Annotated in this window: 26 protein-coding genes and 2 pseudogenes; 9 read left to right on the forward strand and 19 right to left on the reverse strand. The window is 71.2% G+C overall.

Annotated elements, in window-relative coordinates; genetic code table 11:
* Positions 1–103 precede the first annotated feature (103 nt).
* The 4 genes from ACLQ2N_RS34360 (at position 104) to ACLQ2N_RS34375 (ending at position 2966) form a co-directional block, all read left to right on the forward strand.
* Positions 104–709, forward strand: coding sequence for a TnsA-like heteromeric transposase endonuclease subunit (locus ACLQ2N_RS34360; RefSeq protein WP_425819427.1), 606 nt, complete (start codon positions 104–106; stop codon positions 707–709).
* Between the two features lie 151 nt (positions 710–860).
* The gene (locus ACLQ2N_RS34365; protein ID WP_425819429.1) at positions 861–1271 is read left to right on the forward strand and encodes a hypothetical protein; all 411 of its coding nucleotides are present in this window, start codon (positions 861–863) and stop codon (positions 1269–1271) included.
* A 135-nt stretch (positions 1272–1406) separates the two neighbouring features.
* Positions 1407–2345 (forward strand): RNA polymerase subunit sigma-70, encoded by a 939-nt coding sequence (locus ACLQ2N_RS34370; protein WP_425819569.1) that lies wholly within the window; start codon positions 1407–1409, stop codon positions 2343–2345.
* Positions 2346–2402: 57 nt separating this feature from the next.
* A complete protein-coding gene (locus ACLQ2N_RS34375; RefSeq protein ID WP_425819431.1) occupies positions 2403–2966 on the forward strand; it encodes a dihydrofolate reductase family protein in 564 nt (187 codons plus the stop codon).
* A gap of 66 nt (positions 2967–3032) precedes the next feature.
* On the opposite strand, the pseudogene ACLQ2N_RS34380 reads toward ACLQ2N_RS34375, so the two are convergent.
* Positions 3033–4165, reverse strand: a pseudogene (locus ACLQ2N_RS34380) (IS630 family transposase).
* A gap of 69 nt (positions 4166–4234) precedes the next feature.
* Here ACLQ2N_RS34380 and ACLQ2N_RS34385 point away from each other — a divergent pair.
* Positions 4235–4762, forward strand: a complete 528-nt coding sequence (locus tag ACLQ2N_RS34385) for an SMI1/KNR4 family protein (RefSeq protein ID WP_425819433.1) — start codon at positions 4235–4237, stop codon at positions 4760–4762.
* Between the two features lie 213 nt (positions 4763–4975).
* Here ACLQ2N_RS34385 and ACLQ2N_RS34390 read toward each other — a convergent pair whose 3' ends face one another.
* Both ACLQ2N_RS34390 and ACLQ2N_RS34395 read right to left on the reverse strand, forming a co-directional pair.
* Positions 4976–5404 (reverse strand): organic hydroperoxide resistance protein, encoded by a 429-nt coding sequence (locus ACLQ2N_RS34390; RefSeq protein ID WP_425819435.1) that lies wholly within the window; start codon positions 5402–5404, stop codon positions 4976–4978.
* A gap of 85 nt (positions 5405–5489) precedes the next feature.
* Positions 5490–5856, reverse strand: a pseudogene (locus ACLQ2N_RS34395) (VOC family protein).
* Between the two features lie 186 nt (positions 5857–6042).
* Between ACLQ2N_RS34395 and ACLQ2N_RS34400 the strand changes: the two are divergent.
* Positions 6043–6213: a class I SAM-dependent methyltransferase gene (locus ACLQ2N_RS34400; protein ID WP_425819437.1), complete on the forward strand. Its 171-nt coding sequence runs from the start codon at positions 6043–6045 to the stop codon at positions 6211–6213.
* Complete coding sequence (locus ACLQ2N_RS34405) at positions 6204–6560, forward strand: methyltransferase domain-containing protein (protein WP_425819439.1); 357 nt, start codon at positions 6204–6206, stop codon at positions 6558–6560. The genes ACLQ2N_RS34400 and ACLQ2N_RS34405 overlap by 10 nt, the downstream gene beginning before the upstream one ends.
* Positions 6561–6965: 405 nt before the next feature.
* Here ACLQ2N_RS34405 and ACLQ2N_RS34410 read toward each other — a convergent pair whose 3' ends face one another.
* From ACLQ2N_RS34410 to ACLQ2N_RS34420, 3 genes are all read right to left on the reverse strand, one after another.
* Entirely contained in the window at positions 6966–8219 is a 1254-nt protein-coding gene (locus tag ACLQ2N_RS34410; protein WP_425819441.1) for a GNAT family N-acetyltransferase, read from the reverse strand.
* Positions 8220–8458: 239 nt separating this feature from the next.
* Positions 8459–9445 carry an asparaginase gene (locus ACLQ2N_RS34415; RefSeq protein ID WP_425819443.1) on the reverse strand — a complete coding sequence of 329 codons (987 nt, stop codon included), beginning with the start codon at positions 9443–9445 and terminating at the stop codon, positions 8459–8461.
* Between the two features lie 47 nt (positions 9446–9492).
* Positions 9493–10122 (reverse strand): ABC transporter substrate-binding protein, encoded by a 630-nt coding sequence (locus tag ACLQ2N_RS34420; protein ID WP_425819445.1) that lies wholly within the window; start codon positions 10120–10122, stop codon positions 9493–9495.
* A 118-nt stretch (positions 10123–10240) separates the two neighbouring features.
* Here ACLQ2N_RS34420 and dtd point away from each other — a divergent pair, with 118 nt between their 5' ends.
* Positions 10241–10690, forward strand: a complete 450-nt coding sequence (gene dtd, locus ACLQ2N_RS34425) for a D-aminoacyl-tRNA deacylase (protein ID WP_425819447.1) — start codon at positions 10241–10243, stop codon at positions 10688–10690.
* 32 nt (positions 10691–10722) lie between these two features.
* Here the strand turns inward: dtd and ACLQ2N_RS34430 are convergent, their stop codons facing one another.
* The 6 genes from ACLQ2N_RS34430 to ACLQ2N_RS34455 all read right to left on the reverse strand — a co-directional run bounded on the left by ACLQ2N_RS34430 (position 10723) and on the right by ACLQ2N_RS34455 (position 15654).
* The gene (locus ACLQ2N_RS34430; RefSeq protein ID WP_425819449.1) at positions 10723–11688 is read right to left on the reverse strand and encodes a YgfZ/GcvT domain-containing protein; all 966 of its coding nucleotides are present in this window, start codon (positions 11686–11688) and stop codon (positions 10723–10725) included.
* A 22-nt stretch (positions 11689–11710) separates the two neighbouring features.
* On the reverse strand, positions 11711–12181 hold the full coding sequence (locus ACLQ2N_RS34435; RefSeq protein ID WP_425819451.1) for a Fur family transcriptional regulator: 471 nt from the start codon (positions 12179–12181) through the stop codon (positions 11711–11713).
* A 48-nt stretch (positions 12182–12229) separates the two neighbouring features.
* On the reverse strand, positions 12230–12802 hold the full coding sequence (locus tag ACLQ2N_RS34440; RefSeq protein ID WP_425819453.1) for an FABP family protein: 573 nt from the start codon (positions 12800–12802) through the stop codon (positions 12230–12232).
* A gap of 268 nt (positions 12803–13070) precedes the next feature.
* Positions 13071–13952: a hypothetical protein gene (locus ACLQ2N_RS34445; RefSeq protein ID WP_425819455.1), complete on the reverse strand. Its 882-nt coding sequence runs from the start codon at positions 13950–13952 to the stop codon at positions 13071–13073.
* Positions 13949–14827, reverse strand: a complete 879-nt coding sequence (locus ACLQ2N_RS34450; protein ID WP_425819457.1) for a hypothetical protein — start codon at positions 14825–14827, stop codon at positions 13949–13951. Before ACLQ2N_RS34450 ends, ACLQ2N_RS34445 begins: the two co-directional genes overlap by 4 nt.
* Complete coding sequence (locus ACLQ2N_RS34455) at positions 14824–15654, reverse strand: hypothetical protein (RefSeq protein WP_425819459.1); 831 nt, start codon at positions 15652–15654, stop codon at positions 14824–14826. Before ACLQ2N_RS34455 ends, ACLQ2N_RS34450 begins: the two co-directional genes overlap by 4 nt.
* Positions 15655–15761: 107 nt before the next feature.
* Between ACLQ2N_RS34455 and ACLQ2N_RS34460 the strand changes: the two genes are divergently transcribed.
* Entirely contained in the window at positions 15762–16124 is a 363-nt protein-coding gene (locus ACLQ2N_RS34460) for a DsrE family protein (RefSeq protein ID WP_425819461.1), read from the forward strand.
* A gap of 31 nt (positions 16125–16155) precedes the next feature.
* On the opposite strand, the gene ACLQ2N_RS34465 is transcribed toward ACLQ2N_RS34460, so the two are convergent.
* The 7 genes from ACLQ2N_RS34465 to ACLQ2N_RS34495 all read right to left on the reverse strand — a co-directional run bounded on the left by ACLQ2N_RS34465 (position 16156) and on the right by ACLQ2N_RS34495 (position 20633).
* A complete protein-coding gene (locus tag ACLQ2N_RS34465; protein WP_425819463.1) occupies positions 16156–16479 on the reverse strand; it encodes a DUF3099 domain-containing protein in 324 nt (107 codons plus the stop codon).
* A gap of 158 nt (positions 16480–16637) precedes the next feature.
* Positions 16638–16925 carry a DUF1416 domain-containing protein gene (locus ACLQ2N_RS34470; protein WP_018101653.1) on the reverse strand — a complete coding sequence of 96 codons (288 nt, stop codon included), beginning with the start codon at positions 16923–16925 and terminating at the stop codon, positions 16638–16640.
* A gap of 47 nt (positions 16926–16972) precedes the next feature.
* Positions 16973–17818: a sulfurtransferase gene (locus ACLQ2N_RS34475; RefSeq protein WP_425819465.1), complete on the reverse strand. Its 846-nt coding sequence runs from the start codon at positions 17816–17818 to the stop codon at positions 16973–16975.
* A 159-nt stretch (positions 17819–17977) separates the two neighbouring features.
* The gene (locus tag ACLQ2N_RS34480) at positions 17978–18085 is read right to left on the reverse strand and encodes a putative leader peptide (RefSeq protein WP_425819467.1); all 108 of its coding nucleotides are present in this window, start codon (positions 18083–18085) and stop codon (positions 17978–17980) included.
* Positions 18086–18291: 206 nt separating this feature from the next.
* Positions 18292–18987 (reverse strand): DUF2993 domain-containing protein, encoded by a 696-nt coding sequence (locus ACLQ2N_RS34485; protein ID WP_425819469.1) that lies wholly within the window; start codon positions 18985–18987, stop codon positions 18292–18294.
* Positions 18988–19111: 124 nt separating this feature from the next.
* Positions 19112–20368 carry a hypothetical protein gene (locus tag ACLQ2N_RS34490; RefSeq protein WP_425819471.1) on the reverse strand — a complete coding sequence of 419 codons (1257 nt, stop codon included), beginning with the start codon at positions 20366–20368 and terminating at the stop codon, positions 19112–19114.
* A gap of 10 nt (positions 20369–20378) precedes the next feature.
* Positions 20379–20633: a MoaD/ThiS family protein gene (locus ACLQ2N_RS34495; protein WP_143621062.1), complete on the reverse strand. Its 255-nt coding sequence runs from the start codon at positions 20631–20633 to the stop codon at positions 20379–20381.
* Between the last annotated feature and the right edge of the window lie 35 nt (positions 20634–20668).

Here is a 20668-nt window from a genome sequence, read left to right on the forward strand (position 1 = left end):
TCATGACCGGGCAAGTTGTGAGGTGTCTCAGTCTTCTCCGGGTACGGCGGGTCCGGCGCTTCTACGGTCGTAGCGTCTGGTCAGCGTCGTACCGGAGGCCGGGGTGGCGGAGCATTGGCACGTCCCGAAGTCCGCGGAGGATCTCGAGGTCGAGTACGTCGCCGCGGCGGGCGGGCGGCGGCGGGGCACGCTTGACGAATTGTGGCCGATCCAGTTCGAGAGCGTGCCGCCTGAGCGGCGTTTCCCTGCATTTCGAGGTCAGGGCAACCGGTGCGGCTGCTATTGGTCGGCGACCTGCGGTGCTCATGTGGGGTTCGAGTCGTGGCTGGAGCGGGACCGGCTGGTGCTGCTGGACTTCGATCCGCTGGTGACGGGGCCGGCTTCGCAGCCGTTCCGGCTGTCGCGGACGGACTCGGAGGGGAAGCGGATCCGGCACACGCCGGATTTCTTCGTGCGTCACGCGGACGGAACGGGGCTGGTGATTGATGTCCGCCCCGATGATCGGATCGAGCCGTATGATGCGGTGAAGTTCGCCGCGACGGCTGTGGCTTGTTCACTGGTGGGCTGGAATTTCATGCGGGTCGGAGCCCCGGAAGCGGTGCTGATGGCGAACGTGCGGTGGCTGGCCGGCTACCGGCATCCGCGGGTGCACCGCCCGGAGGACGCCGCCCGCCTGATGGCGGTGTTCTCCGAAGACACCCCGCTGTGAGAGGGCATTCGCAGGGGCGGCGACCCGATCACGGTGCTTCCAGTGCTCTATCACCTGCTCTGGCGCCACGTGCTCACCGCTGACCTGGAAACGGCGTTGTTGTCGGCGGGGGTGACGGTCCGGCTATCCGACGCGAGCATGGGGGGTGGCTATGCCGGTGCGCCCGCGGTCGCTACGGGTGGGTGATGCGGTCCGGTTCGATGAACGCCTGCACACGGTGACAGCCTTGGAGGGGACCACGGTCCGGCTCGTCGACGAGCACGGGTCGGCGAGCGTGGTGCTGTTGCCGCATCTGCTGGCGTCCGACGGGTTCATGGTGGTCACGGCGGCCTCACCGCGCATGACGGTTCCCGCCGCCGGGGCGCTGGAGGGCCTGCCGGGCAAGGCGGTGGAGCGGGCTGAGTGGTGGCAGCGGCATCTGGTGGAGTTGCTCACCGGCCGCCCGGCCCATGCTCCGGACGGGCCGAGAGGAACGCCGACCGGATCGAAGGGTCCCTCAAGGCCTCGAAGCAGCAAGCGACTGTCGGTGGCCAGTTTCATTTCCCCACTCGCGGCCATGTGACGGGCAGCCAAGTGGCCGCGAATGGTCACAGGGAGTAATCGGCCTGGAGAGGCGCCGCGTGGTAGCTGTCCGAAGTCCTGGCGGATCCCGCTGAAGCCCCCTCTCGGGGACCGTGGACCGGTGCATGATGAGCCTGTGGACTTCGAGCTGCACCGGGGTGAGTTGGTGGCGTTCTGCTACCGGATGCTGGGTTCGGTGCACGAGGCCGAGGATCTGGTGCAGGAGACGCTGCTGCGCGCCTGGAAGGCCCGCGACCGGTACGATCCGGCTCGCGCGTCGGTGCGGACCTGGCTGTACCGGATCGCGACCAATGTGTGCCTGACCGCGCTGAAGGGCCGTGGGCGGCGCCCGCTGCCGTCCGGGCTGGGGGTGCCGAGCGATGATCCCGAGGCGCCACTGCTGCCGGCACTCGATGTGCCCTGGCTGGAACCGTTCCCCGACGCGCGGTTCGATGTGGAGGTCAGGGCCGATCTGCGGCTCGCATGGGTGGCGGCGGTGCAGGTCCTGCCGGCGCGACAGCGGGCGGTGCTGGTACTGCGCGAGGTGCTGGCGTTCACCGCCGCCGAGGTCGCCGAGCAGTTGGGGACTACGGTCGCGGCGGTCAACAGCGCGTTGCAGCGCGCCCGTGCCGCCCTCGCCGGCGTGGGCGATGCTGGTGCGGTCAGCGAGCCGGACGATCCCGAGGTGCGGGCGGTGGTCCAGCGGTACATGCAGGCGTTCGAGGCGGCGGATGTACCCGCGTTGGTGCGGCTGCTGGCCGACGACGCGGTGCTGGAGATGCCGCCGGTGCCGCTGTGGTATCGGAGCAGCCGGGACTACGGCCGGTTCCTGGAGCGGGTATTCCGGATGCGTGGCGCGGGCTGGGGCATGCGGGAGCTCACCGCAGGCGGGCAGCCCGCGCTCGCCGCGTACGCGCCGGAGTCCGGCGGCGGGTGCCGTCTGCACACTCTGCAGGTCTTCACCGTCACCGACGGCCGTATCGCGCACAATGTCGTGTTCGCTGATCCGCGCGTCTTCGACGCCTTCGAGCTGCCGGGCGAGATTCCCACGGTCGAGTTCCGCCGGGAGCGATGAGTCGGGGCGGTACGGCCGGTAGGTACCGGTGAGCACCGAACCGAAGGGATTCCCATCATGAGCGTCATCGTCATCGAGTTCATCACCCTGGACGGGATCGTGTCCGACCCGGACGGGTCCGTCGGCACGCCGCTGGGCGGCTGGGCATTCCGGCACGGCCCGGAGACGGTCGCCGGGGACAAGTTCCGGCTCGGCCGCACGCTGGACGACGGGGTGCTGCTGCTCGGGCGCGCAACCTGGCAGCTGTTCTCGCGGCTCTGGCCGCGCCGCGACGACCCGTTCGCCGCCCGGATGAACGCCGTCCCGAAGCTGGTCGCCTCCCGCACCCTGGCCCGCGCCGACACGTCGGTGTGGGCGAACTCCCAGCTCCTTGAGAGCGATCTGGTCGACGTCGTCAAGCGCGAGCGGCGGGACGTGGTCATCACCGGGAGCCTGAGCGTCGTGGACCAGCTGATGGCCGCGGACCTGGTCGACGAGTACCGGCTGCTGACCTTCCCCACCGTCCTCGGCACCGGCCGACGGCTCTTCCCGACCGATGGCCGCCACGCCGAGCTGGAGTGCCTGGCCGCCGAGCAGGCCGGTGCCGCCGTCCTCACCCGCTACCGGAGGGCCGCCCGATGACCGTCCGTTTCATCGCCCTGTACGAGTCACCCGCCGACCCACGGCATTCGACCGGCACTTGCCGCATCAGGCAACGTTCGCCCTGCCGATGACTTCGCGTAGGCGCTGGTCGGCGGCGTGTTTGTTCCGCCAGATGATGTAACGGCGGATCATGCTGCCCTGGGCCTTGTGGCTGGGGGGTCTGTGCCGTCGGGGGCGAAATAGCGCAGGGCGGTGAGCTGGGCCTCGATCCGGTTGAGCCAGGAGCTGTTGGTCGGGGTGTAGGCGATCTCGGCATTGTGCGCCGCAGCCCAGATCCCGACCCGCTGGCACCGCTTGGTGGTCAGGTGGGGCGAGTAGTTGTCGCAGACGATCGCGATGCGCACGTCCAGTGGGTGCAGGGAGCGCAGGTAGCGGCAGAACTCCAGGAACTTCGAACGGTTCTTGGTCTTCTTGATGTGACCGTAGAGCTGATCCTTGGCCAGGTCGTAGGCGGCGAACAGGTGCCGGACGCCGTGCGGGCGGGTGTAGGTCGCCCGTCGGCGGGGCCGGGGCTCGCGGTCGGGGTCCTTGTCTCGGCCGCCGCGCTCCGCCCACTGCTTCCCGGGGTGGGGCTGGAGGTTGAGGGGGCCGAACTCATCGATGCAGAACACGACTTCGGGCTCGCCCTCCTCGGGTATGACCTCGCCGTCGGCGATCGCGTAGAGGTGCTCCACCCTGGCCTTCTTGACGGCGTAGTCGGGGTCGCGGGAGGTCTTCCAGGTCTTCACGCGTTGAAAGGAGACGCCTTCCTCGCGGAGCAGGATGCGCAGGCACTCGTGGCTGATGTCGTCGACCACCCCCTCGGCGACCAGGAAGTCCGCCAGCTTGGCCAGGCTCCAGGTCGAGAAGGGCAGGCCGTGCTCGGCCGGCTTGGACTTGGCGATCTTCTTGATCTCCCGACGCTCCGGGAGCGGGAACGTCCTCGGCCGACCGCCCTTGTACTTGGGGTAGAGCGAGTCGAAGCCGTCGGCGTTGAAGCTGTGGATCACATCCCGGACCCGGTCCGCGCTGGTGAACGACACCTCGGCGATCCTCGCCACTTGCATGCCCTGGGCGGACAGCAGCACCATCTGGGCTCGTCGCCAGGTCACCACCGACCCAGTGCCCCTGCGGACGATCCGCAGTAGGCGCTGCCCCTCGTCGTCATCGATGTCCCGCACCCGCACACGTCCAGTCACGTGAGCATTGTGTTCGGCTGGAGTGGGCTGGGCGGTCAACTGTCGGGCGTTGCTCCTACGATGCCAGGCGTGGCGCGCTTTGACGATCTCCAGCAGTCCCTGTGGGACACAGGTAGCGACTACGGAGTACAGCCGCCCGTGACCGGCCAGGTGATTCTGGAGGCCGAGCGGCTGCTGAACGTCACGCTCCCCAGCTCCCTGCTCGGCCTGCTGCGACACCAGAACGGGGGCCAGGTCGCAAGCAGCCGGAATGCTTTTCCTACGAGCAGGCCGAACTCATGGAGTGCCGACCACGTCCCATTCGACAGCGTGCTGGGCATCGGCCACCGCGAGCGAACGATCTCCCTGCTCGACAGCCCCTACCTGGTCGAAGAATGGAACCTCCCCACCCCTGTGGTGCTGGTCTCGGGTGACGGGCCTTGCTGGATCGGACTCGACTACCGGGCCTGTGGCCGACACGGGGAACCGTCCGTCACCTGGTTCGACGCGGACGACCCCTCGGAGTTGACCCTCGCCCCGGACTTCCGGTCCTTCGCCGAGGGCCTCACCTCCGCCAGCAGGTTCGAGAGCATGAACAGCGACGGCTCATTCGGCTGAGCCCGCACGCGAAGCGTGTCCGCACTACCAGCAAAGGCCAAACCCCTGCCACGAGCCCGTCACAGGGCAAACGTCGCTTGATACGGCACTAGCCCGGGTACCCCACCGACACGTCACACCCAGCCCCGTTCACCAGCCGAAATCAGGCGGCCGGGCCGGGCAGCCTCGCCGCCCTGCTGACCACGTCGCTCCCTCTCCGCGGCGGGCGCCGGATCAGCCGACCTGGAGGCTGACTTCGATGCCGTTCCGTGTCATTCGGGAGTACGGGCAGATCTCGTGCGCCTTGTCCAGGAGCTTCTGCGCGACCGCGGGCTCGACGCCAGGCAGGTGCGCGGTCAGGTCGGCGAGGATGCCGAACCCGTCGCCGTTCTTGCCGATCGAGACCCGGGCGGTGACGCTGGAGCCGTTGATGTCGACCCTCTCCGCATCGGCCACGATGGCGATGGACGCGTGGAAGCAGGCGCTGTATGTGGCGGCGAAGAGCTGCTCGGGGTTGGTCCCGCGGCCGGCTCCGCCGAGCTCCTTGGGCTGGCTCACGGTGACGTCGAGCCTTCCGTCGTCGGACGATACGCGGCCCTCGCGGCCGCTTTCCGCGGTGGCGACGCCGGTGTAGAGCATGACGTCGGTCTTCTGGATGCGCATGACTGGCCTTTCCGTTCTGTTGGTTGAGTGTCGAGAATGTGACGGAGGCGCAGGCGCACGATCAGCGCATGCCCCCGGAACAGCGTCACCTGGCCGGGATCGGCTGAGTGAGGTTCACCGGGTGGCCGTCAGGGTCCTGAATGTGGGCGACGCGCTGTCCCCACGGCATGTCGTTGGGGCCGCCGCGAACCGAGCCGCCCAGCGCCTCCACCCGGCCGAGCATCTCGTCGACGTCGTCGACACCGATGCTGCAGGATCCGCGACGCCGCCCCAGTCCCCGGGTTCGCCTTGGCCACCAGCCCGAGGTCGGTGTCGCCGATGCGCAAGCCGAGGTGGGAAGCCGGGCCTTTCGCCGGTACCCGGACGATCTCCTCAGCGCCGAACAACTTCGTATAGAAGCCGAGCAGAACGCCCTGGTCGGCAGTCACGATCACTGGCTGGATGGTGGACATTGCACTCCTGCCGAGAACGGTCGTGTCGCTAGGTAGACCGTTGGAGGACGGTGAACTCATCGGCAAAACCAGCCCGCCGGACGATCTGCAACTCAGGCTGCCGCCCACGACCAGCACGAGCACCCCGAAACGAGTTCACGCCACCCCGCTGACCAGCCGCTTCGAGATGGCGGAACTTCACTGCACATGCCGTGGCTGGACGGCGCAGACCGGCATGCCGCGATCCTGGACTACGGCTGCGGCTACGGCCGGACCTTGCGAGCCCTCGAACAGCAGGGCTTCACCAACCTCACGGGCGCCGACATCTCACCGGGGATGATCTCCCGGGCGCGCACCCTGCATCCACGATGCACTTGACCGTGCTCGACGAACCGTCGATGCCGGACCGTCCGGACGCGAGCCTCGACGTGGTCCTCTTCGCGGTGCTGACCTGCATTCCCGGCAACGACGCACAGCGACGGCTGGTCGGCGAGCTGAGCCGCGTTCTCAAGCCGGGCGGAATGCTCTACCTGAGCGATCTGCTGCTGCAGGACGACGAGCGCAACCGTGACCGCTATGCCAGGTTCGCGGAGCCCTACCGCACCTACGGAGACTTCGAGACCGGCGACGGTGCGGTCTGCCGCAATCACCCGAGCGACTGGTTCACCTCACTGCTCGCAGACTTCGAGATCGCGACACCCGCCGAATCACCGTCGCCACCATGAACGGACACGAGTCGAAGGGAATCCAGATCCTGGCTCGTCGAGGGCGTCTCCGCTGACCCCGGCTCGCCACCGGTCGCCCCCGGCCGACGTGCCGAAAGCCGGCGGATCAGGGCAGTCGAGCGTCATCGCAACCAGCTTCATCCGCAGGGGCATGGCGCCTCCAGGCCACATGGGTGGACTTCCCCGATCAACACCCCAGAGAGGCGGCGGGCGGGAGCTCGTGGACGTCTGCGCTCACCGGCTTGCCGCGCACGGCCCCGTGGCGCCACCGGGGTCCCGGTGCACGGCGACTTCCGCCCCGGAAACATCCTCCTGGGCGCCGGCCGGGGCAGCGGCGTGGTCGACATCGAGGCGCACCCTGAGGAACCACGTCACCACCGCCCCCCGAACGCCGTAGCCCGCCCCTCAGAACACGTCCGGGCACCACGCCCGCCGCGCCGCCCGGAACACCCCGTCCGCCCTTGCCGCAGCGCCCGGGGTCAGCTCCTCCACCCGGCCCAGCGCCGCCAGCCGCAGGACCGATTCGTCACCGAGCCAGAGCGTCCCCAGCTCCCGTACGTCCATCGCCAGGTCCGCCGAGCGCGTCGTCGGCGCGCAGGTGGCGCCGTCCGGCGTGGCGTCCAGGTGGAAGCGGCCGGCCGCGTGGCCCGCCGCGTCCCGGATCTCCAGGACCAGCGACCCGGGCACCGCGTACGTACGGGCCTCCAGGGCGCGTACGACGTCCAGGACACGCACCCACAGGAAGTCCGCCTGCGTCACCACACGCGCCGCGCGCGGGTCCGGCAGGAGCAGCGGGAGCAGGTCGTCGGCCGGGCGGAGGCCGGTACGGATGGTGGAGATCCAGTCCACCGAGCACAGGAAGTGCCACAGTGCCCGCTCCGCCGCCGGGGTCACCGCGATCATGTCGCGCACCTTCGCCCCGTTCAGCGGCTGCTTCGCGTCGCCCCACGTGCTGTCGGCGCGGTAGATCAGCATGCCGTCGACCGTGCCGTCCGCGCCCCGGTACACGGCGTAGAAGGGTTCGGTCCACTCATCGGCGGGGAAGAGCTGCTGCCCCGTGGCCAGACTCCACCAGCGGGCGTCACGGCTCACCGCCCCGTGCTGCCGGGCCCGCAGCCGGTCGTGCAGCGCGGGGCCCAGCTTCCGGACGTCCGCGCCGTCCACCAGATCGATCCGGCCGCCGTCCCCGGGCGACGGCACCGGGCGGTGCGGATCGAGGCCCGTGCGGTGGACGTCTACCTCCCACACGGTGGTCCAGGCCGCCGGGCCGAAGCCGTACCTGCCGTAGATCGGGTACTCGGCGGCGATCAGCGTCGCCGCCACGTCACCGCGCTCCTTCGCCTCCGCCAGGTCGTCTGCCATCAGCCGCGTCAGGAGCCCGCGCCGCCGGCGGGTCGGCGAGACGCTGACGTTGGTGACCGCGTCGGTCGGCACGGTGGCGCCGCCGACGACCGTGAGCTCCTGCGCGAACGAGCGGAACGTCGCCACGCACCGCCCCGCGTCGAACGCCCCCCGCGTACGCGAGAGGTCCATGTACGCCAGGCGCCCCGACACCTCCTCGTCCGTCGGCGTGGGCGGCCTCAGGAAGCCGGTGTTCAGGGCGCGGAGCCAGTCGGCGAACTCGGACGGGGTGACGGGGCGGATATCGAGGGCATTCATGCGCCCCACGCTAAGGGCTGTCCCGTCATCCCTGGCGGGCGCACGACGACAGCTACGGCGCCTCGCCGCGTTGTCGGAACGCCCGCATACACCCAGTATGCGGGCGCCCCTCCGCCTTGCGAGGCACCGCATCTGACGCCGCGCGCTGATCCACCAGGGATGACGGGACAGCCCTTAGGCAGCCCGATACAGGATGTCGCCCGGTTTTGGCGGCCGCACGCGCGGGAAGAGCCGGGGCCTCAGAACGCCGCCCGGACCTCCCCCACCTCGGTCCCCCCGCCCAGCAGCGGCGCCCGTCCGATCCGCCCGACCACCGGCGCGTCGATCCCCAGCAGTCCCAGCGCGCGGGCCAGGACCGGGCCCAGCGCCCGGGTCGAACCGTCGTCGATCTTGAAGGCCAGCGCCCTGCCGTCCGCCAGGGCCACCGCCTGCACGGCCTCCGCGCCCATCTTCGACAGCGCGCCGGGCACCTCGCGCATCAGCCAGGTGTCGGGGCGCCGGGTGCCCGCCACGTACTCCGGGTGCGCCCGCATCGCGTCCGCCACCCGGCGCTCCGCCGTACCCGGCTCCGCCAGGACGAAACCGCGGAACGCGCGCGCCAGGCCGACCAGCGAGACCGCCATCAGCGGCGCCCCGCAGCCGTCCGTGCCGACGGCCGCGACCTCTTCGCCCGCGGCCTCCTCCACGACCTGGTGCACCAGCCGCTGGAGGGGGTGCGCGGGGTCCAGGTAGCCGGCCATGTCCCAGCCGTTGTGCGCGCAGGCGGCGAGCATCGCCGCGTGCTTGCCGGAGCAGTTCATCGTGATGCGCTCGCGGACGTGGCCGGCGGCGAGGTACGTCTCGGCCTCGACCGCGTCCAGCGGCAGGTCGGGCGGGGTCTGCAGGTCCTCGGGCGACAGTCCGTGCTCGGTGAGCATCTTGCGTACGAGATCGAGGTGGAAGCCCTCGCCGGAATGGCTCGCGGCGGCCAGCGCCAGCCGTTCCTCCGACAGGTCGAGCCCGGCCCGCAGCACCGCCGCCGCCTGCATCGGCTTGTTCGAGGAGCGCGGGAAGACCGGCGCCCCCGGGTCACCCAGGGACAGCTCCACGCTGCCGTCGGCGGCCAGCAGGACCAGCGAACCCCGGTGGTGGCCCTCGGTGAAGCCGGACCGCACGACCTCCGCCAGTACGGGCAGGCCGGGGGCCGGGTCGGATATGGCGGGGGTACGGGCTGCGCTGGAGGTCATGGTGGCCTTCCGGGGACGGAGAGGGACCCGCCCCCGGAAGGATCGCCTCAGGCGAGCAGGTCGTCTACTTGTGCTTCCCCGTCACGGTACCTGCGGGCGATCTCCGCGCCGCAACCATCCGCCATGCGCTGGAGCCGGTGCCGGCGGCGGGAAACCTGCTGCTCGTAGCGGACCAGGCGCCCCATCGCGGTGTGCAGCTCTTCGTCCGTCCGGGCGTCCAGGTCCGACAGCTCGACCTCGGCCAGCGTCTCGGCGGCGAGCTTGCGGTACTCGTCGCTGCGCGGCGTGGACAGCGTGACGTGCCGGGCGGACGAGCGCTGCAGGGACGGGGCGTCGGCGAGGATCTCCGACAGCCGGTCCACCACCGGCGACTCCGGATCCCGGCGCCTGGCCAGCTCGGCCTTCAGGATGTCGATCCGCCCCTGCACGAGCCGCCGCACATAGCTGAGGTCGGCCTCGTCGCGCTGGGCGTCGCGGCGCAGGGCGCGCAGCTCCGGCAGGCGCAGGGCGGCCAGTTCCGCCCGGGCCGCGCCGTCGCCGGTGTCGTCGCCCTGCCCGGTCCGCTGTACGGGCGGGCGCATGGTGCTGATGTTCGTACCGCTGCCCGTGCTGCTGCTGACACCGGGGCGCGCGACCGGCACTGCGCCCGGGGACTGCCCGGTTCCATGGGTGCTCATGCTTGTGTCCATCCCCTCGACCCGGTGCGTCGGCGCACCGCCTCCCGAGCATCGTGCCACCCCGAGGGGCCTTCTGAGGTTGCTCTGTACCCGTTCGGCCCAAGATAGGTTGGTCTGTATGCGTGCAGTGGTACAGAGGGTGGATGGTGCGAGCGTCACGGTGGCGGACGCCGCGGACGGCGACGGCGGTTCCCGCGTCGTCGGGGAGATAACCGGCGAGGGCCTGTGTGTGCTGGTGGGGGTGACACACGAGGACACCCCGGAGAAGGCGGCGCAGCTCGCCCGCAAGCTCTGGTCGGTCCGCATCCTGGAGGGCGAGAAGTCCTGCTCCGACGTGAATGCGCCGCTTCTGGTGATTTCGCAGTTCACTCTCTACGGGGACGCCCGGAAGGGCCGCCGCCCCACCTGGAACGCCGCCGCGCCCGGCGAGGTCGCCGAGCCCCTGGTGAACGAGGTGGTGGCGCGGCTGCGGGCGCTCGGGGCGACGGTGGAGACGGGCCGGTTCGGGGCGGACATGCGCGTCTCGCTCACCAACCACGGCCCGTTCACCGTCATCATCGAGGTCTGACCCCGAGGGACCCCCAGGGGCCCCGAGGGCCGTTACGGCTCGACGACCGTCTCCTGTGCCGCCGCCGTGTCCCCGGCCAGCAGCTGCGCGTCGACCGCCACGTTCCGCTTCACCAGGGCCAGGGCGATCGGGCCCAGCTCGTGGTGGCGGGCGGACGTGGTGACGAAGCCCAGCTGGCGCCCCTCGGGCCCGTCCGACGCGAGACGGACCGGGGTGCCGGGACCCGGCAGGTGGACCTCGCTGCCGTCCAGGTGCAGGAAGACCAGGCGGCGCGGCGGCTTGCCCAGGTTGTGCACCCGGGCGACGGTCTCCTGGCCCCGGTAGCAGCCCTTCTGGAGGTGCACGGCGACACCGATCAGGCCCAGCTCGTGCGGGATGGTGCGGTGGTCGGTCTCGAAACCGAGCCTCGGCCGGTGCGCCTCCACGCGCAGCGCCTCGTACGCGAGCACCCCGGCGAGCGGGCCGTGCTCCGCGGCGTACGTCTCCAGCCCGGCACGCGGCAGGAACACGTCACGGCCGTGCGGTGTCTCGCGTACGACGGCCCCGTCCGGGGCCTCGGCGATCGAGCCGGCCGGGAGGTACACCACCGCGAAGTCGTCGGTGCGGTCGGCGACCTCCACCCGGTAGAAGAACTTCATCGACTCCAGGTACGCGATGAGGTCGCCCTGCGTACCCGGTTCGACGTGCATCCACACCGTCTCGCCGTCGTCCACGAGATACAGGGCGTGCTCGATGTGGCCGTTCGCGCTGAGGATGAGCGCTTCGGTGGCCTGACCCGGGGCCAGCTCGGTGACGTGCTGCGTGATCAGCAGGTGCAGCCAGGCCAGCCGGTCGCTGCCGGTGACGGCGACGACGCCGCGGTGCGAGAGGTCGACCAGGCCCGAACCGGCGGCGAGGGCGCGCTGCTCACGGAACAGGTCACCGTAGTGCGCGGCGACGCCTTCGTCGCGGCCCTCGGCGGGGACGGCGCCGGGCAGGGACAGCAGGGGGCTCTTCATGCGACCAGCGTACGACTGGTCCTCAGGCCCCGGCCGCCGGTGCCGGGCCCGCGGCGTCCGGACCGCTCTTCGCCGCCTTCGCCGTGCAGTCGGCGCAGCGGCCGAAGATCGCGAAGTGCTTCATGTCCGTCTCGAACCCGAAGGCGCCGCGCAGTTTCTCGGTGAACTCCGCGACGACGCTCACATCGGCCTCGATCACGTCCGCGCAGTCCCGGCACACCAGGTGGATGTGGTGGTGGCGGTCGGCCAGGTGGTACGTCGGAGCGCCGTGCCCCAGATGAGCGTGGCTGACCAGCTCCAGCTCCTCCAGGAGCTCCAGCGTCCGGTAGACCGTCGAGATGTTCACGCCCGAGGCGGTCCGGCGCACCTCGGACAGGATGTCGTCGGGCGTCGCGTGTTCGAGCGCGCCGACGGCCTCCAGGACCAGCTGGCGCTGCGGGGTCAGCCGGTAACCGCGCTTGCGGAGATCGGTCTTCCAGTCGGTGCTCACCACAGCCCCCAGTGTAGGTCCGGGCGGACGGCCACTCGGCGGAAACGGCGGCTACTTGAAGAAGGCGATCCCGTCGTCCGGCAGGTCACCGAGGCTCTTGGCCATCGCCTCGACCTCCTCGGGCGTGACGGTCTTCTTCAGGTGCGCCGACATGTACGGGCGCAGCTCGACCTCGGGCGTCGCCTTCTCGCCGACCCACATCAGGTCGCTGTTCACATAGCCGTAGAGCCGCTTGCCACCGCTGTACGGGCCGGAGGCCGCGGTGCGGGCCACCGCGTCGGTGACCAGGTCGATCTGCGGCTTCTTGTCGGCCAGCTCGCCGTACCAGATCTCGATGACGCCCTGGTCGCGGGCCATGACGACCTCGACCTTGCGGTCCTTGTCGATGCGCCAGTAACCGGTCTCGGTCTCCAGCGGGCGGACCTTGTTGCCGTCGGCGTCGAGGGCCCAGGCGTGCGAGGTGTACTCCAGGAAGTCACGGCCGTCGTGGCGGAAGGTGACCTCCTGCCCGAAGTTGCACTTCTCGGCACCCGGGAAGTCGGAGACTCCCGCGCCCACCCAGTTGCCCAGGAGGAAGGCCAGCGGGACGAGGTCCGGGTGGAGGTCGGACGGGATCTCGATCATGAGCGGCTCAGTCGATCTGTGAGGCGGGAGGCGGGAGGGCCGGGAACGGGGAGGTGGTCAGCGCTGACCCTGGTACAGCTTCTTCACGGTCACAGCGGCGAAGGCGAGAACGCCGACGCAGACCAGGACCAGCAGAGCGGAGAAGAATGCCTCAAGCACGGTGGCTCCTCGAACGAGCGGGTTTGGCGGCAGTACAGGGCAGTACAGGACCGGGCCCCAGCCTAATGGGTGGGGCCCGGCCCTGCCGTTCCGGGGCGTCCGGGGCGGGTCAGCCCAGGAGCTGGTTCTGGAGGATCAGCGTCTGGTGGAACGGTACGCGTGGCGTTCCGGCGCCGCCCTTGCGGGACTGGACGACCAGGGCGAGGGTGTCCCCCGCGATGACGTAGCCCGCCCGCACCTGCGCGGAGCCGTAGGGCTTCGGCTCGCTGAAGACGTACGAGGCCGTGGAGTCCACCTTCTGGCCGCCGTTCCAGCTCTCGTCGAGCTCCATCTCGCTCGCGCCGCGCATCTCGTCCCCGGCCGACGCCCCGATGAAACGGTCGTCGCGGTACGCGTCGGCATCGTCCGCCGAGCTGAACTGGAGCAGGTAGATCCGGTTCGACGTGCCGTCGGGCATGGTCCAGCCGCGCGCCGCGATGTGCCGCAGGGTGCCCTCGCGCAGGGTGTCGCCGATACCGGCCCGCCCGCCCTCGGCGAACTCGGAGGCGAACTGCTCGGTGCTGACCCAGCCGCCCTTGAGCTTCTTGTCCACCGTGGCCCCGGCCGGGGCGGGCAGCAGCAGCTCGCGCAGGTCCGCGTAGTGGATCTCGGACGGGTTGCCGTCGCTGTAGGGGCGCGGTCTGTCCGCCGGCAGCGCGGGAAGGGCGAGCGCCGGATAGTCCCAGCGCCCGTCGTCCTCGGTGGCGAGACCGGGTACGTCGGTGCGCTCCATGGAGGTGATGCCGTACGCCGTACCCGCCCCGGCGGCGCCGAACACCAGCACGGCGGCGGTCCACCGCGCCACGGCCCGCAGCACCCGGCGCGGAGGGCGGGGCGCCTGCGGCACAGGGGCCGGCAGCACCAGCGGCATGGGCGGCAGCACCGGGGGCGGGGCGGGCGCCGCCGCCTCGGGCTCCGGCTCGGTCGCGGGCGCGGCCGTCTGCTCGGTCATACGTACTCCCCCGGGGACGTGATGTGGTTCAGCTGGTCCTTCACCAGTTCGGCGACGGCCGACTTGCGGAACGGATCGATGCCCGACGCCGAGAAGGTGACCATCACCTCGCCCTCGTACGCCATGCAGAACATCCCCTCGATCCGTCGCTCGTCGTCCTTGGGGTCGAGGAAGCAGGAGGCGTTCTTCCGGTGGCCGGCGATCTTGGGCCCGTGGCGCAGGACGCTGATGCTGTCGAAGAGTTCCGACCGGAAGGTGTAGAGGTTCCGGACGGCCTTCTTGTCCTTCATCCGCACCAGCTGGGTGTCGATGACCAGGTCGTTCTCGTACGAGGCGTAGGTGCGGACGGCCAGGCCCTGAATGCGGAGCTTGTCGATCCGCTTCTCGAACTCCCGACGCTGCCGGCCCGACAGGCCGCGCCCGCCGTCCTTCATCTCGGCGGTGGCCGCGGCACCGCTGAGTTCGGTGTCGTTTCCGTACCTGCCGGAGTCCGGGCCGAGCCGGTAGCCGGCCGGGACGGGCAGCAGCAGCTTGCTCAGCTCGGTGGAGGCCCTGCCCCGCGCCAGGTCCCCGGCGGGGTCCTGGGCCGGTTCATGGGCGGGCTGCTGCCACAGCCGGGTCGGGACCGTGCGGTCCGCGCCGTCGACGGTGGCCTTCGTGTACGCGGCCGCGCCGCCGACCGCGGCGAGCACCAGCACGACGGGGAGGGCCGCGAGGACCACCCGGCGCGCCCGGCCCTTCCGTACGGGAGCCGGCTCCGGGGCGGTGGCCGACTCCGGGGATGCGGCGGGCTCCGGGGCGGGGGCGGGCTCCGGGGCGGGGGCGGGGGCCGCGTCCGCGGGCCCGGCGGGCAGGGGTGTGTTCTCGTCGCTCACAGGCGCTCCAGCTGTCGCTCGGCCAGCGTCCGGATGTCCCTCTTGCTGATCGGTGCGCTGTCGTAGATGTGGATGTCGACCATGACGTCACCCCGGCTGAAGATCGCCCTGGCCTGGTAGAAGGGCAGGTACCCGGCCTCGTGCCGGGCCGGGAAGAGGTAGTAGCGGCCCTCGGTGCTGCCCTTGATCGCGGTGCCGTCGTTGCCGGCGCTCCGCTCCTTGGGCATGTACGAACGCTGGTCCTCCGCGTGCGCGGCGGCGGCTGCGCCGGAGCGGAACTGCACCAGGCAGACGGTGCCCGAGCGGAACTCGCCCTTCTTCCAGGCGGCCCCCGCGACCCGGCGGATGCCCTGGTCGAGGAGGTCGCTGAACATGTAGTCCTCGCTCTCGAAGTCCAGGGCGTAGTTCTCCACCCCCAGCCACCCGTTCTGGGTGAGGGCGGCCAGGCGCTTGTCCTCCTGCCAGCCCTTCGGCCGGGGCACGATCAGCTTGCGCAGGTCGCCGTCGGTGCGGACCCGGCGGTCCTGCGAGGCCGGCAGCGGGTCGGGCACCTCGCCGGCGGGCAGGGCCTTCGCCGGGTACGCCAGCCCCGGCTGCGAGAGCGCGGCCAGGGGCGTCGGGGCCCGGCCGGCCTGGACGCCGTAACCGGTCGCGATGCCGCCGGCGATGCCGAGGACGGCCGCGGCGGCGATGATCAGGGCCGTACGCCCGCGCGGGCGCCGCTTCACGGCTACGGCGGGCTCCGCCGCCTCCGGATGCTCCCCTGCCTCGGCCGCCTCGACGGGCAGCTCGGGCTGCCCGTCGGAAACGTTGTCATTCGGATGCAAAATGGGTCCCCCCACGAGACCTTGAAGCGCGGATTCCGTTATCCGCGCACACAACTGACCCACAGATTCGGAGTGGGGTTGTACGGCCGAGGATTACAGTTCCGTATATGCCGAAGAAGCTCGTGATCAAGGTGACCGCAGGTGCCGACTCCGCCGAGCGGTGCTCTCAGGCGTTCACGGTGGCGGCGGTGGCCGTCGCCAGCGGAGTGGAGGTTTCGCTCTGGCTGACCGGGGAATCGGCGTGGTTCGCCCTGCCGGGCCGCGCCGCCGAGTTCGAACTGCCGCACGCCGCACCGCTGCCGGACCTGATCGAGTCGATCCAGGCGGGCGGCACCATCACGCTGTGCACGCAGTGCGCGGCCCGGCGCGACATCACCGAGGAGGACGTCCTGGAGGGCGTGCGGATCGCCGGGGCGCAGGTCTTCGTCAGCGAGATCATGGCCGACGGGGTTCAGGCGCTCGTCTACTGAACAGCCTTGCCGACCGGCGCCGAAGGGCGCCTCAGCCGCGCCGTTTCCTGCCGTCCAGCTCGTCCCACCACGCGTCCGACTCCGGATCGCCGGTGGCGCCGCCGCCCTTGCCCGGCCGGGCATCACCGGGCGGGGGCTGCTGTCGCTGTTGCCCGCCGGGCTCGTCCCACCAGCGGTCCTCCGGCCCCTTGCGGTTGCCGACCATCGCCGCGACGGGCGGGATCACCATCGCGACCACACACATCGCGATGGCGGCGGGCATCGACCAGAGCCTCACGAAGGCCCAGGCCGAGACGAAGAGGACGAGGCATACGCCCATCAGTACGAAGTAGGCGCGCCGGCGTCGGCGGTACATGAGTCCAGCGTAGGCCCGATCGGCCCGCTCGGCCGGTCCGGAGGAAACCCGCTCCCGGCGCGGGCAGCACGAAGGGCCGTACCCGCGCCAGGCAAGCGTCCAAACCCCCTGGGGTACGGCCCTTCGGCCGGTCATCGGCTGCGCCGGTGGTCGTCGTCCTAGACGGCGATGGCCACCTCGGCCAGGCCACCGGTCTGCGCCACGACCGTGCGGTCGGCGGTGCCGCCGGGGACGAGGGCGCGGACGGTCCAGGTGCCCTCGGCCGCGTAGAAGCGGAACTGGCCGGTCGCCGAGGTCGGGACCTCGGCGGTGAACTCGCCGGTCGAGTCCAGCAGGCGGACGTAGCCGGTGACGGGCTCGCCGTCGCGGGTCACGCTGCCCTGGATGGTGGTCTCACCGGGCTTGATGGTCGAAGCGTCGGGGCCGCCGGCCTTTGCTCCACACATGGTTCAGTCCTTCGGGTCGGGGATCGTGCTGGTCCAGGTCGTACGGGTTACTTGTTGGCGCCGAGCTCGATCGGCACGCCGACGAGGGAGCCGTACTCGGTCCACGAACCGTCGTAGTTCTTGACGTTCTCCTGGCCGAGCAGCTGGTGCAGCACGAACCAGGTGAGCGCGGAGCGCTCGCCGATCCGGCAGTAGGCGATGGTGTCCTTCGACAGGTCGACCTGCTCGGCCTCGTAGAGGGCGCGCAGCTCGTCGTCCGACTTGAAGGTGCCGTCGTCGTTGGCGTTCTTCGACCACGGGATGTTGCGGGCGCTCGGCACGTGGCCGGGGCGCTGCGACTGCTCCTGCGGGAGGTGGGCCGGGGCGAGCAGCTTGCCGCTGAACTCGTCGGGCGACCGCACGTCGACCAGGTTCTGGGTGCCGATGGCCTTCACGACGTCGTCGCGGTAGGCGCGGATCGACTCGTCCTGCGGCTGGGCCTTGTAGTGCGTGGCCGGGCGGGACGGGACCTGGTCGCCGTCCACGAGGTCGCGGGAGTCGAGCTCCCACTTCTTGCGGCCGCCGTCGAGCAGGCGGACGTCCTGGTGGCCGTAGAGCTTGAAGTACCAGAACGCGTAGGACGCGAACCAGTTGTTGTTGCCGCCGTAGAGGACGACCGTGGTGTCGTTGGCGATGCCCTTCGCGGACAGCAGCGCCTCGAAACCGGCCTGGTCGATGAAGTCGCGGCGGACCGGGTCCTGGAGGTCCTTCGTCCAGTCGATCCGGATCGCGTTCTTGATGTGGTTCTTCTCGTACGCGGAGGTGTCCTCGTCGACCTCGACGATGGCGACCTGCGGGTCGTCGATGTGGGCCTCGACCCAGTCGGCGTCTACCAGGACGTCACTGCGGCTCATTGTGTTTCTCCTCCGGGGCAGTCTGCGGCGAGATGGTGCACGGGTCGTGCGTGATGCGGATGTGCGGGGCGCGGGCCGGCCCGTGTCCACGGGCGGCATGCGGGATGGCCCCGACGTGCGGTCGAAGGGCCTGGGAATGCGGGAAACCGGGCGTCCCGCTCAGACAGTGCGACAGAGCATGGCGGCGACGCGGCACAGGTCCACTGCCCGCCGCTTCGTGAGATCCGCCTGGCCACCCTGAGGGAGACCGCCAAGAGAGCACTGCATGGGACCGATCGTAGGGACGTACGCCCGGACATGTCACCGCCGTGTCGCATTTTGAGACGGGATCGTCCGCGATACGGGACGAGAGCCCCTGCGGCAGGGGCCCGGCGCCGCCGCGCGCGGCGCCGGAGCGACCGGCCATCTGCGGACCGGACCCGCCCGTCTCACTATGTGGCCGGGTCACCCCTCCCTGCCGTCCGGGGGCCCGGTCATCCCGCCAGGCGCACCTCGGTGCCGGTCACCGAGATCTCCAGGCCGTCGGCGGTGGGCTGGATCTTCTCCAGCTTCAGGCCGTTCGGCAGCCCGCCGACCTCGCGCTCGAAGTCGGTCTTCTCGCGGACCAGCTTCTCCAGGCCGGGGATGCCCTCGCCCGGCACCTTGTCCGCGTGGACGCGGACGGTGTGGCCGTCGACCAGGGTGACGGTGGACAGGACGCTGCGCGAGATCGGGCGCCCCAGGAGGGGGACGGTGACCGTCCCGGTGACCTTCACCTTGCCCTTGCCGCCGTACTCGACCTTGACGCCGTCGCTGGCGGCCTCGGTCAGGTCCTCGTACGAGATGACGGCGGTCCCGGTGGCGTGGGCGGCGGTGGCGCCGGAGAAGCCGTCGGTCAGCCGCACGTCGCGCAGTTCGGCGTTCATGGTGGAGATCCGCAGTGTGCGGCCTGCGGCATGGGTCTCGATGCCGGTGAGCCGCACGTCGACCTCGTCCAGCTCCGAGCCGGCGACCTGGGTGAGGAACGGGAAGCCCTTGACGGAGACGTCGGTGGAGCCGATCTCCGCACCCGGGACCTTCACCCGGTCCTCCGCCTGCGACTCGGCGATGTTCACCGCCACCCGGTCCACGGCCACGAACAACGCCGCCAGGATCACCAGGGCGATGACCCATATCCGCAGTGCACGCATGCCTGTCCTTCCCCCCACACCCTGCCGCCCGTACGGCGTGATCGACGTGCGAAAGCCCCCCAACGGTTCCCCGTGGAGGGCTTCGCCATGCGGATGGAGCGGTACGGATTCGAGCGGTACGGGACTACGCCAGCACGCGGCCCAGCACGTAGACGGCCGGCGCGGCCGCGGTCAGCGGCAGGGCGACGCCCGCCGTCATGTGCACGAAGCGTGACGGGTAGTCATAGCTCGCGACCCGCAGCCCGACCAGCGCGCAGAGCCCGGCGGCGAGGCCCAGCACGGCACCCTTCGCGCCCAGGTCCGTAGCGGCGCCCGCCACCGCCCCCGCCCCCGCCGCGACGGCCAGCGCGGCCACGACGGACACCGGCGCGGGCAACGGCAGCGCCCGGACGAGCACGGCGGCGGCGACCGCGACCGCGCCCACCGTCACGGCGTCCGGGACGGCCGCGAGGTGGCCGGCCGCCAGCACCGCGAGCGCGGCCGACGCGACGGTGGCCATGAGGCCCTGCATCCGCTCGTCCGCACCGGCCCGGCTGCGGAGCTGGAGGACCACGGTGAGCAGCACCCAGACGCCCAGCGTGCCGATGATCGCGGCCGGACCGTGCTCCCGGCCGGCCGCGAGGAGCGCCACGTCGGCGACCAGCCCGCCGGCGAACGCCAGCGCGATGCCCTGCCGGGCCGGCCACATGCCGTTGAGCCGGAACCAGCCCGCCGCCGTCACCGCCTGGAGCAGCACCAGCGGGACGAGAAGGGCGTACGAGCCGATGGCCGCGCCGAGCGCCAGCAGCAGCCCGAGCACCGCGGTGATCGCGGCCGGCTGGATTCCCGGCGCGATGATCGGGGAACGCCCTTCGGCCCGGGCGCGCTGCGCGTCGGTGATCCGGGCGTTGCCCAGGGTGGTGGGCGCGCTGTACCCGTCGGCGACGGCGGGGCCCGGGGAGGGCGCGGGCGCGGGCGGCGCGGGCGGCGCGGGCTCGGCGTGGACCTCGGGCGGCAGCGGGTAGGAGCCGGAGGCGGCGGGCGCGGCGTACTCCCCCTGCGGCGCGGGCTCGTCCGTGCGCTGCACGGTCGGCTGGTACTGGGTGTCCCAGGTCTGCCCCTGCCAGGTCTGGGCGGCGCCCTGGTCGGGCTGCCCGGCCGAGGCGTCCGGGTAGCCCTGCTGCGGATAGCCCTGCTGCGGGTGTCCCGGCTGCGGATAGCCGTACGCCTGCTGCGGGTCCTGCCCGTACCCGTACTGCTGCGGGTCCTGCCCGTACGCGTCCTGCTGCTGGTGCTGCCCGTACGCGTCCTGCTGCTGGTGCTGCCCGTACCCGTACGGCGGCTGCTGGTGCTCCGGGCCCTGGCCGCCCGGATGGTACGGGTGCTGCTGATCGTTGCTCATGTGCTGGGGTTCACCCTCCTGCGAACGGCGGGAGCACCTCGACCGTGCCGCCCTCGGCAAGGCGTACGGTCTCATGGCTCCGGGTCCCGACGGGGTCGCCGTCGATGAGGAACGAGCACCTTCGCAGTACGCGGCTCAGCTCGCCGGGGTGCCGCTCGCGCACCGCGTCGAGCGCCTCCTTGAGGGTCGCGGCGGCGTACGGCTCCTCCGCGGTCCCGGCCGCGGCCTTGGCGGCTGCCCAGTAGCGGATCGTTCCCGCAGGCATGGCGGCGCTCCTTTCGTTCCGTTCCTCCGGTGCCG

Source organism: Streptomyces sp. DT224 (assembly GCF_049844595.1).
Classification (GTDB): domain Bacteria; phylum Actinomycetota; class Actinomycetes; order Streptomycetales; family Streptomycetaceae; genus Streptomyces.

Bases quoted from the DNA above. Each gene is read 5' to 3' on its own strand.
- ACLQ2N_RS34445 (WP_425819455.1), bottom strand. From the start codon at position 13,952: ATGACCGAGCAGACGGCCGCGCCCGCGACCGAGCCGGAGCCCGAGGCG.
- ACLQ2N_RS34415 (WP_425819443.1), bottom strand. From the start codon at position 9,445: ATGACCTCCAGCGCAGCCCGTACCCCCGCCATATCCGACCCGGCCCCC.
- ACLQ2N_RS34390 (WP_425819435.1), bottom strand. From the start codon at position 5,404: ATGCGCATCCAGAAGACCGACGTCATGCTCTACACCGGCGTCGCCACC.
- ACLQ2N_RS34375 (WP_425819431.1), top strand. From the start codon at position 2,403: ATGAGCGTCATCGTCATCGAGTTCATCACCCTGGACGGGATCGTGTCC.
- ACLQ2N_RS34490 (WP_425819471.1), bottom strand. From the start codon at position 20,368: ATGAGCAACGATCAGCAGCACCCGTACCATCCGGGCGGCCAGGGCCCG.
- ACLQ2N_RS34440 (WP_425819453.1), bottom strand. From the start codon at position 12,802: ATGATCGAGATCCCGTCCGACCTCCACCCGGACCTCGTCCCGCTGGCC.
- ACLQ2N_RS34365 (WP_425819429.1), top strand. From the start codon at position 861: ATGCCGGTGCGCCCGCGGTCGCTACGGGTGGGTGATGCGGTCCGGTTC.
- ACLQ2N_RS34480 (WP_425819467.1), bottom strand. From the start codon at position 18,085: ATGCAGTGCTCTCTTGGCGGTCTCCCTCAGGGTGGCCAGGCGGATCTC.
- ACLQ2N_RS34475 (WP_425819465.1), bottom strand. From the start codon at position 17,818: ATGAGCCGCAGTGACGTCCTGGTAGACGCCGACTGGGTCGAGGCCCAC.
- ACLQ2N_RS34430 (WP_425819449.1), bottom strand. From the start codon at position 11,688: ATGAAGAGCCCCCTGCTGTCCCTGCCCGGCGCCGTCCCCGCCGAGGGC.
- ACLQ2N_RS34470 (WP_018101653.1), bottom strand. From the start codon at position 16,925: ATGTGTGGAGCAAAGGCCGGCGGCCCCGACGCTTCGACCATCAAGCCC.
- ACLQ2N_RS34400 (WP_425819437.1), top strand. From the start codon at position 6,043: ATGCCGTGGCTGGACGGCGCAGACCGGCATGCCGCGATCCTGGACTAC.
- ACLQ2N_RS34460 (WP_425819461.1), top strand. From the start codon at position 15,762: ATGCCGAAGAAGCTCGTGATCAAGGTGACCGCAGGTGCCGACTCCGCC.
- ACLQ2N_RS34495 (WP_143621062.1), bottom strand. From the start codon at position 20,633: ATGCCTGCGGGAACGATCCGCTACTGGGCAGCCGCCAAGGCCGCGGCC.
- ACLQ2N_RS34410 (WP_425819441.1), bottom strand. From the start codon at position 8,219: ATGAATGCCCTCGATATCCGCCCCGTCACCCCGTCCGAGTTCGCCGAC.
- ACLQ2N_RS34405 (WP_425819439.1), top strand. From the start codon at position 6,204: ATGCACTTGACCGTGCTCGACGAACCGTCGATGCCGGACCGTCCGGAC.
- ACLQ2N_RS34485 (WP_425819469.1), bottom strand. From the start codon at position 18,987: ATGCGTGCACTGCGGATATGGGTCATCGCCCTGGTGATCCTGGCGGCG.
- ACLQ2N_RS34465 (WP_425819463.1), bottom strand. From the start codon at position 16,479: ATGTACCGCCGACGCCGGCGCGCCTACTTCGTACTGATGGGCGTATGC.
- ACLQ2N_RS34420 (WP_425819445.1), bottom strand. From the start codon at position 10,122: ATGAGCACCCATGGAACCGGGCAGTCCCCGGGCGCAGTGCCGGTCGCG.
- dtd (WP_425819447.1), top strand. From the start codon at position 10,241: ATGCGTGCAGTGGTACAGAGGGTGGATGGTGCGAGCGTCACGGTGGCG.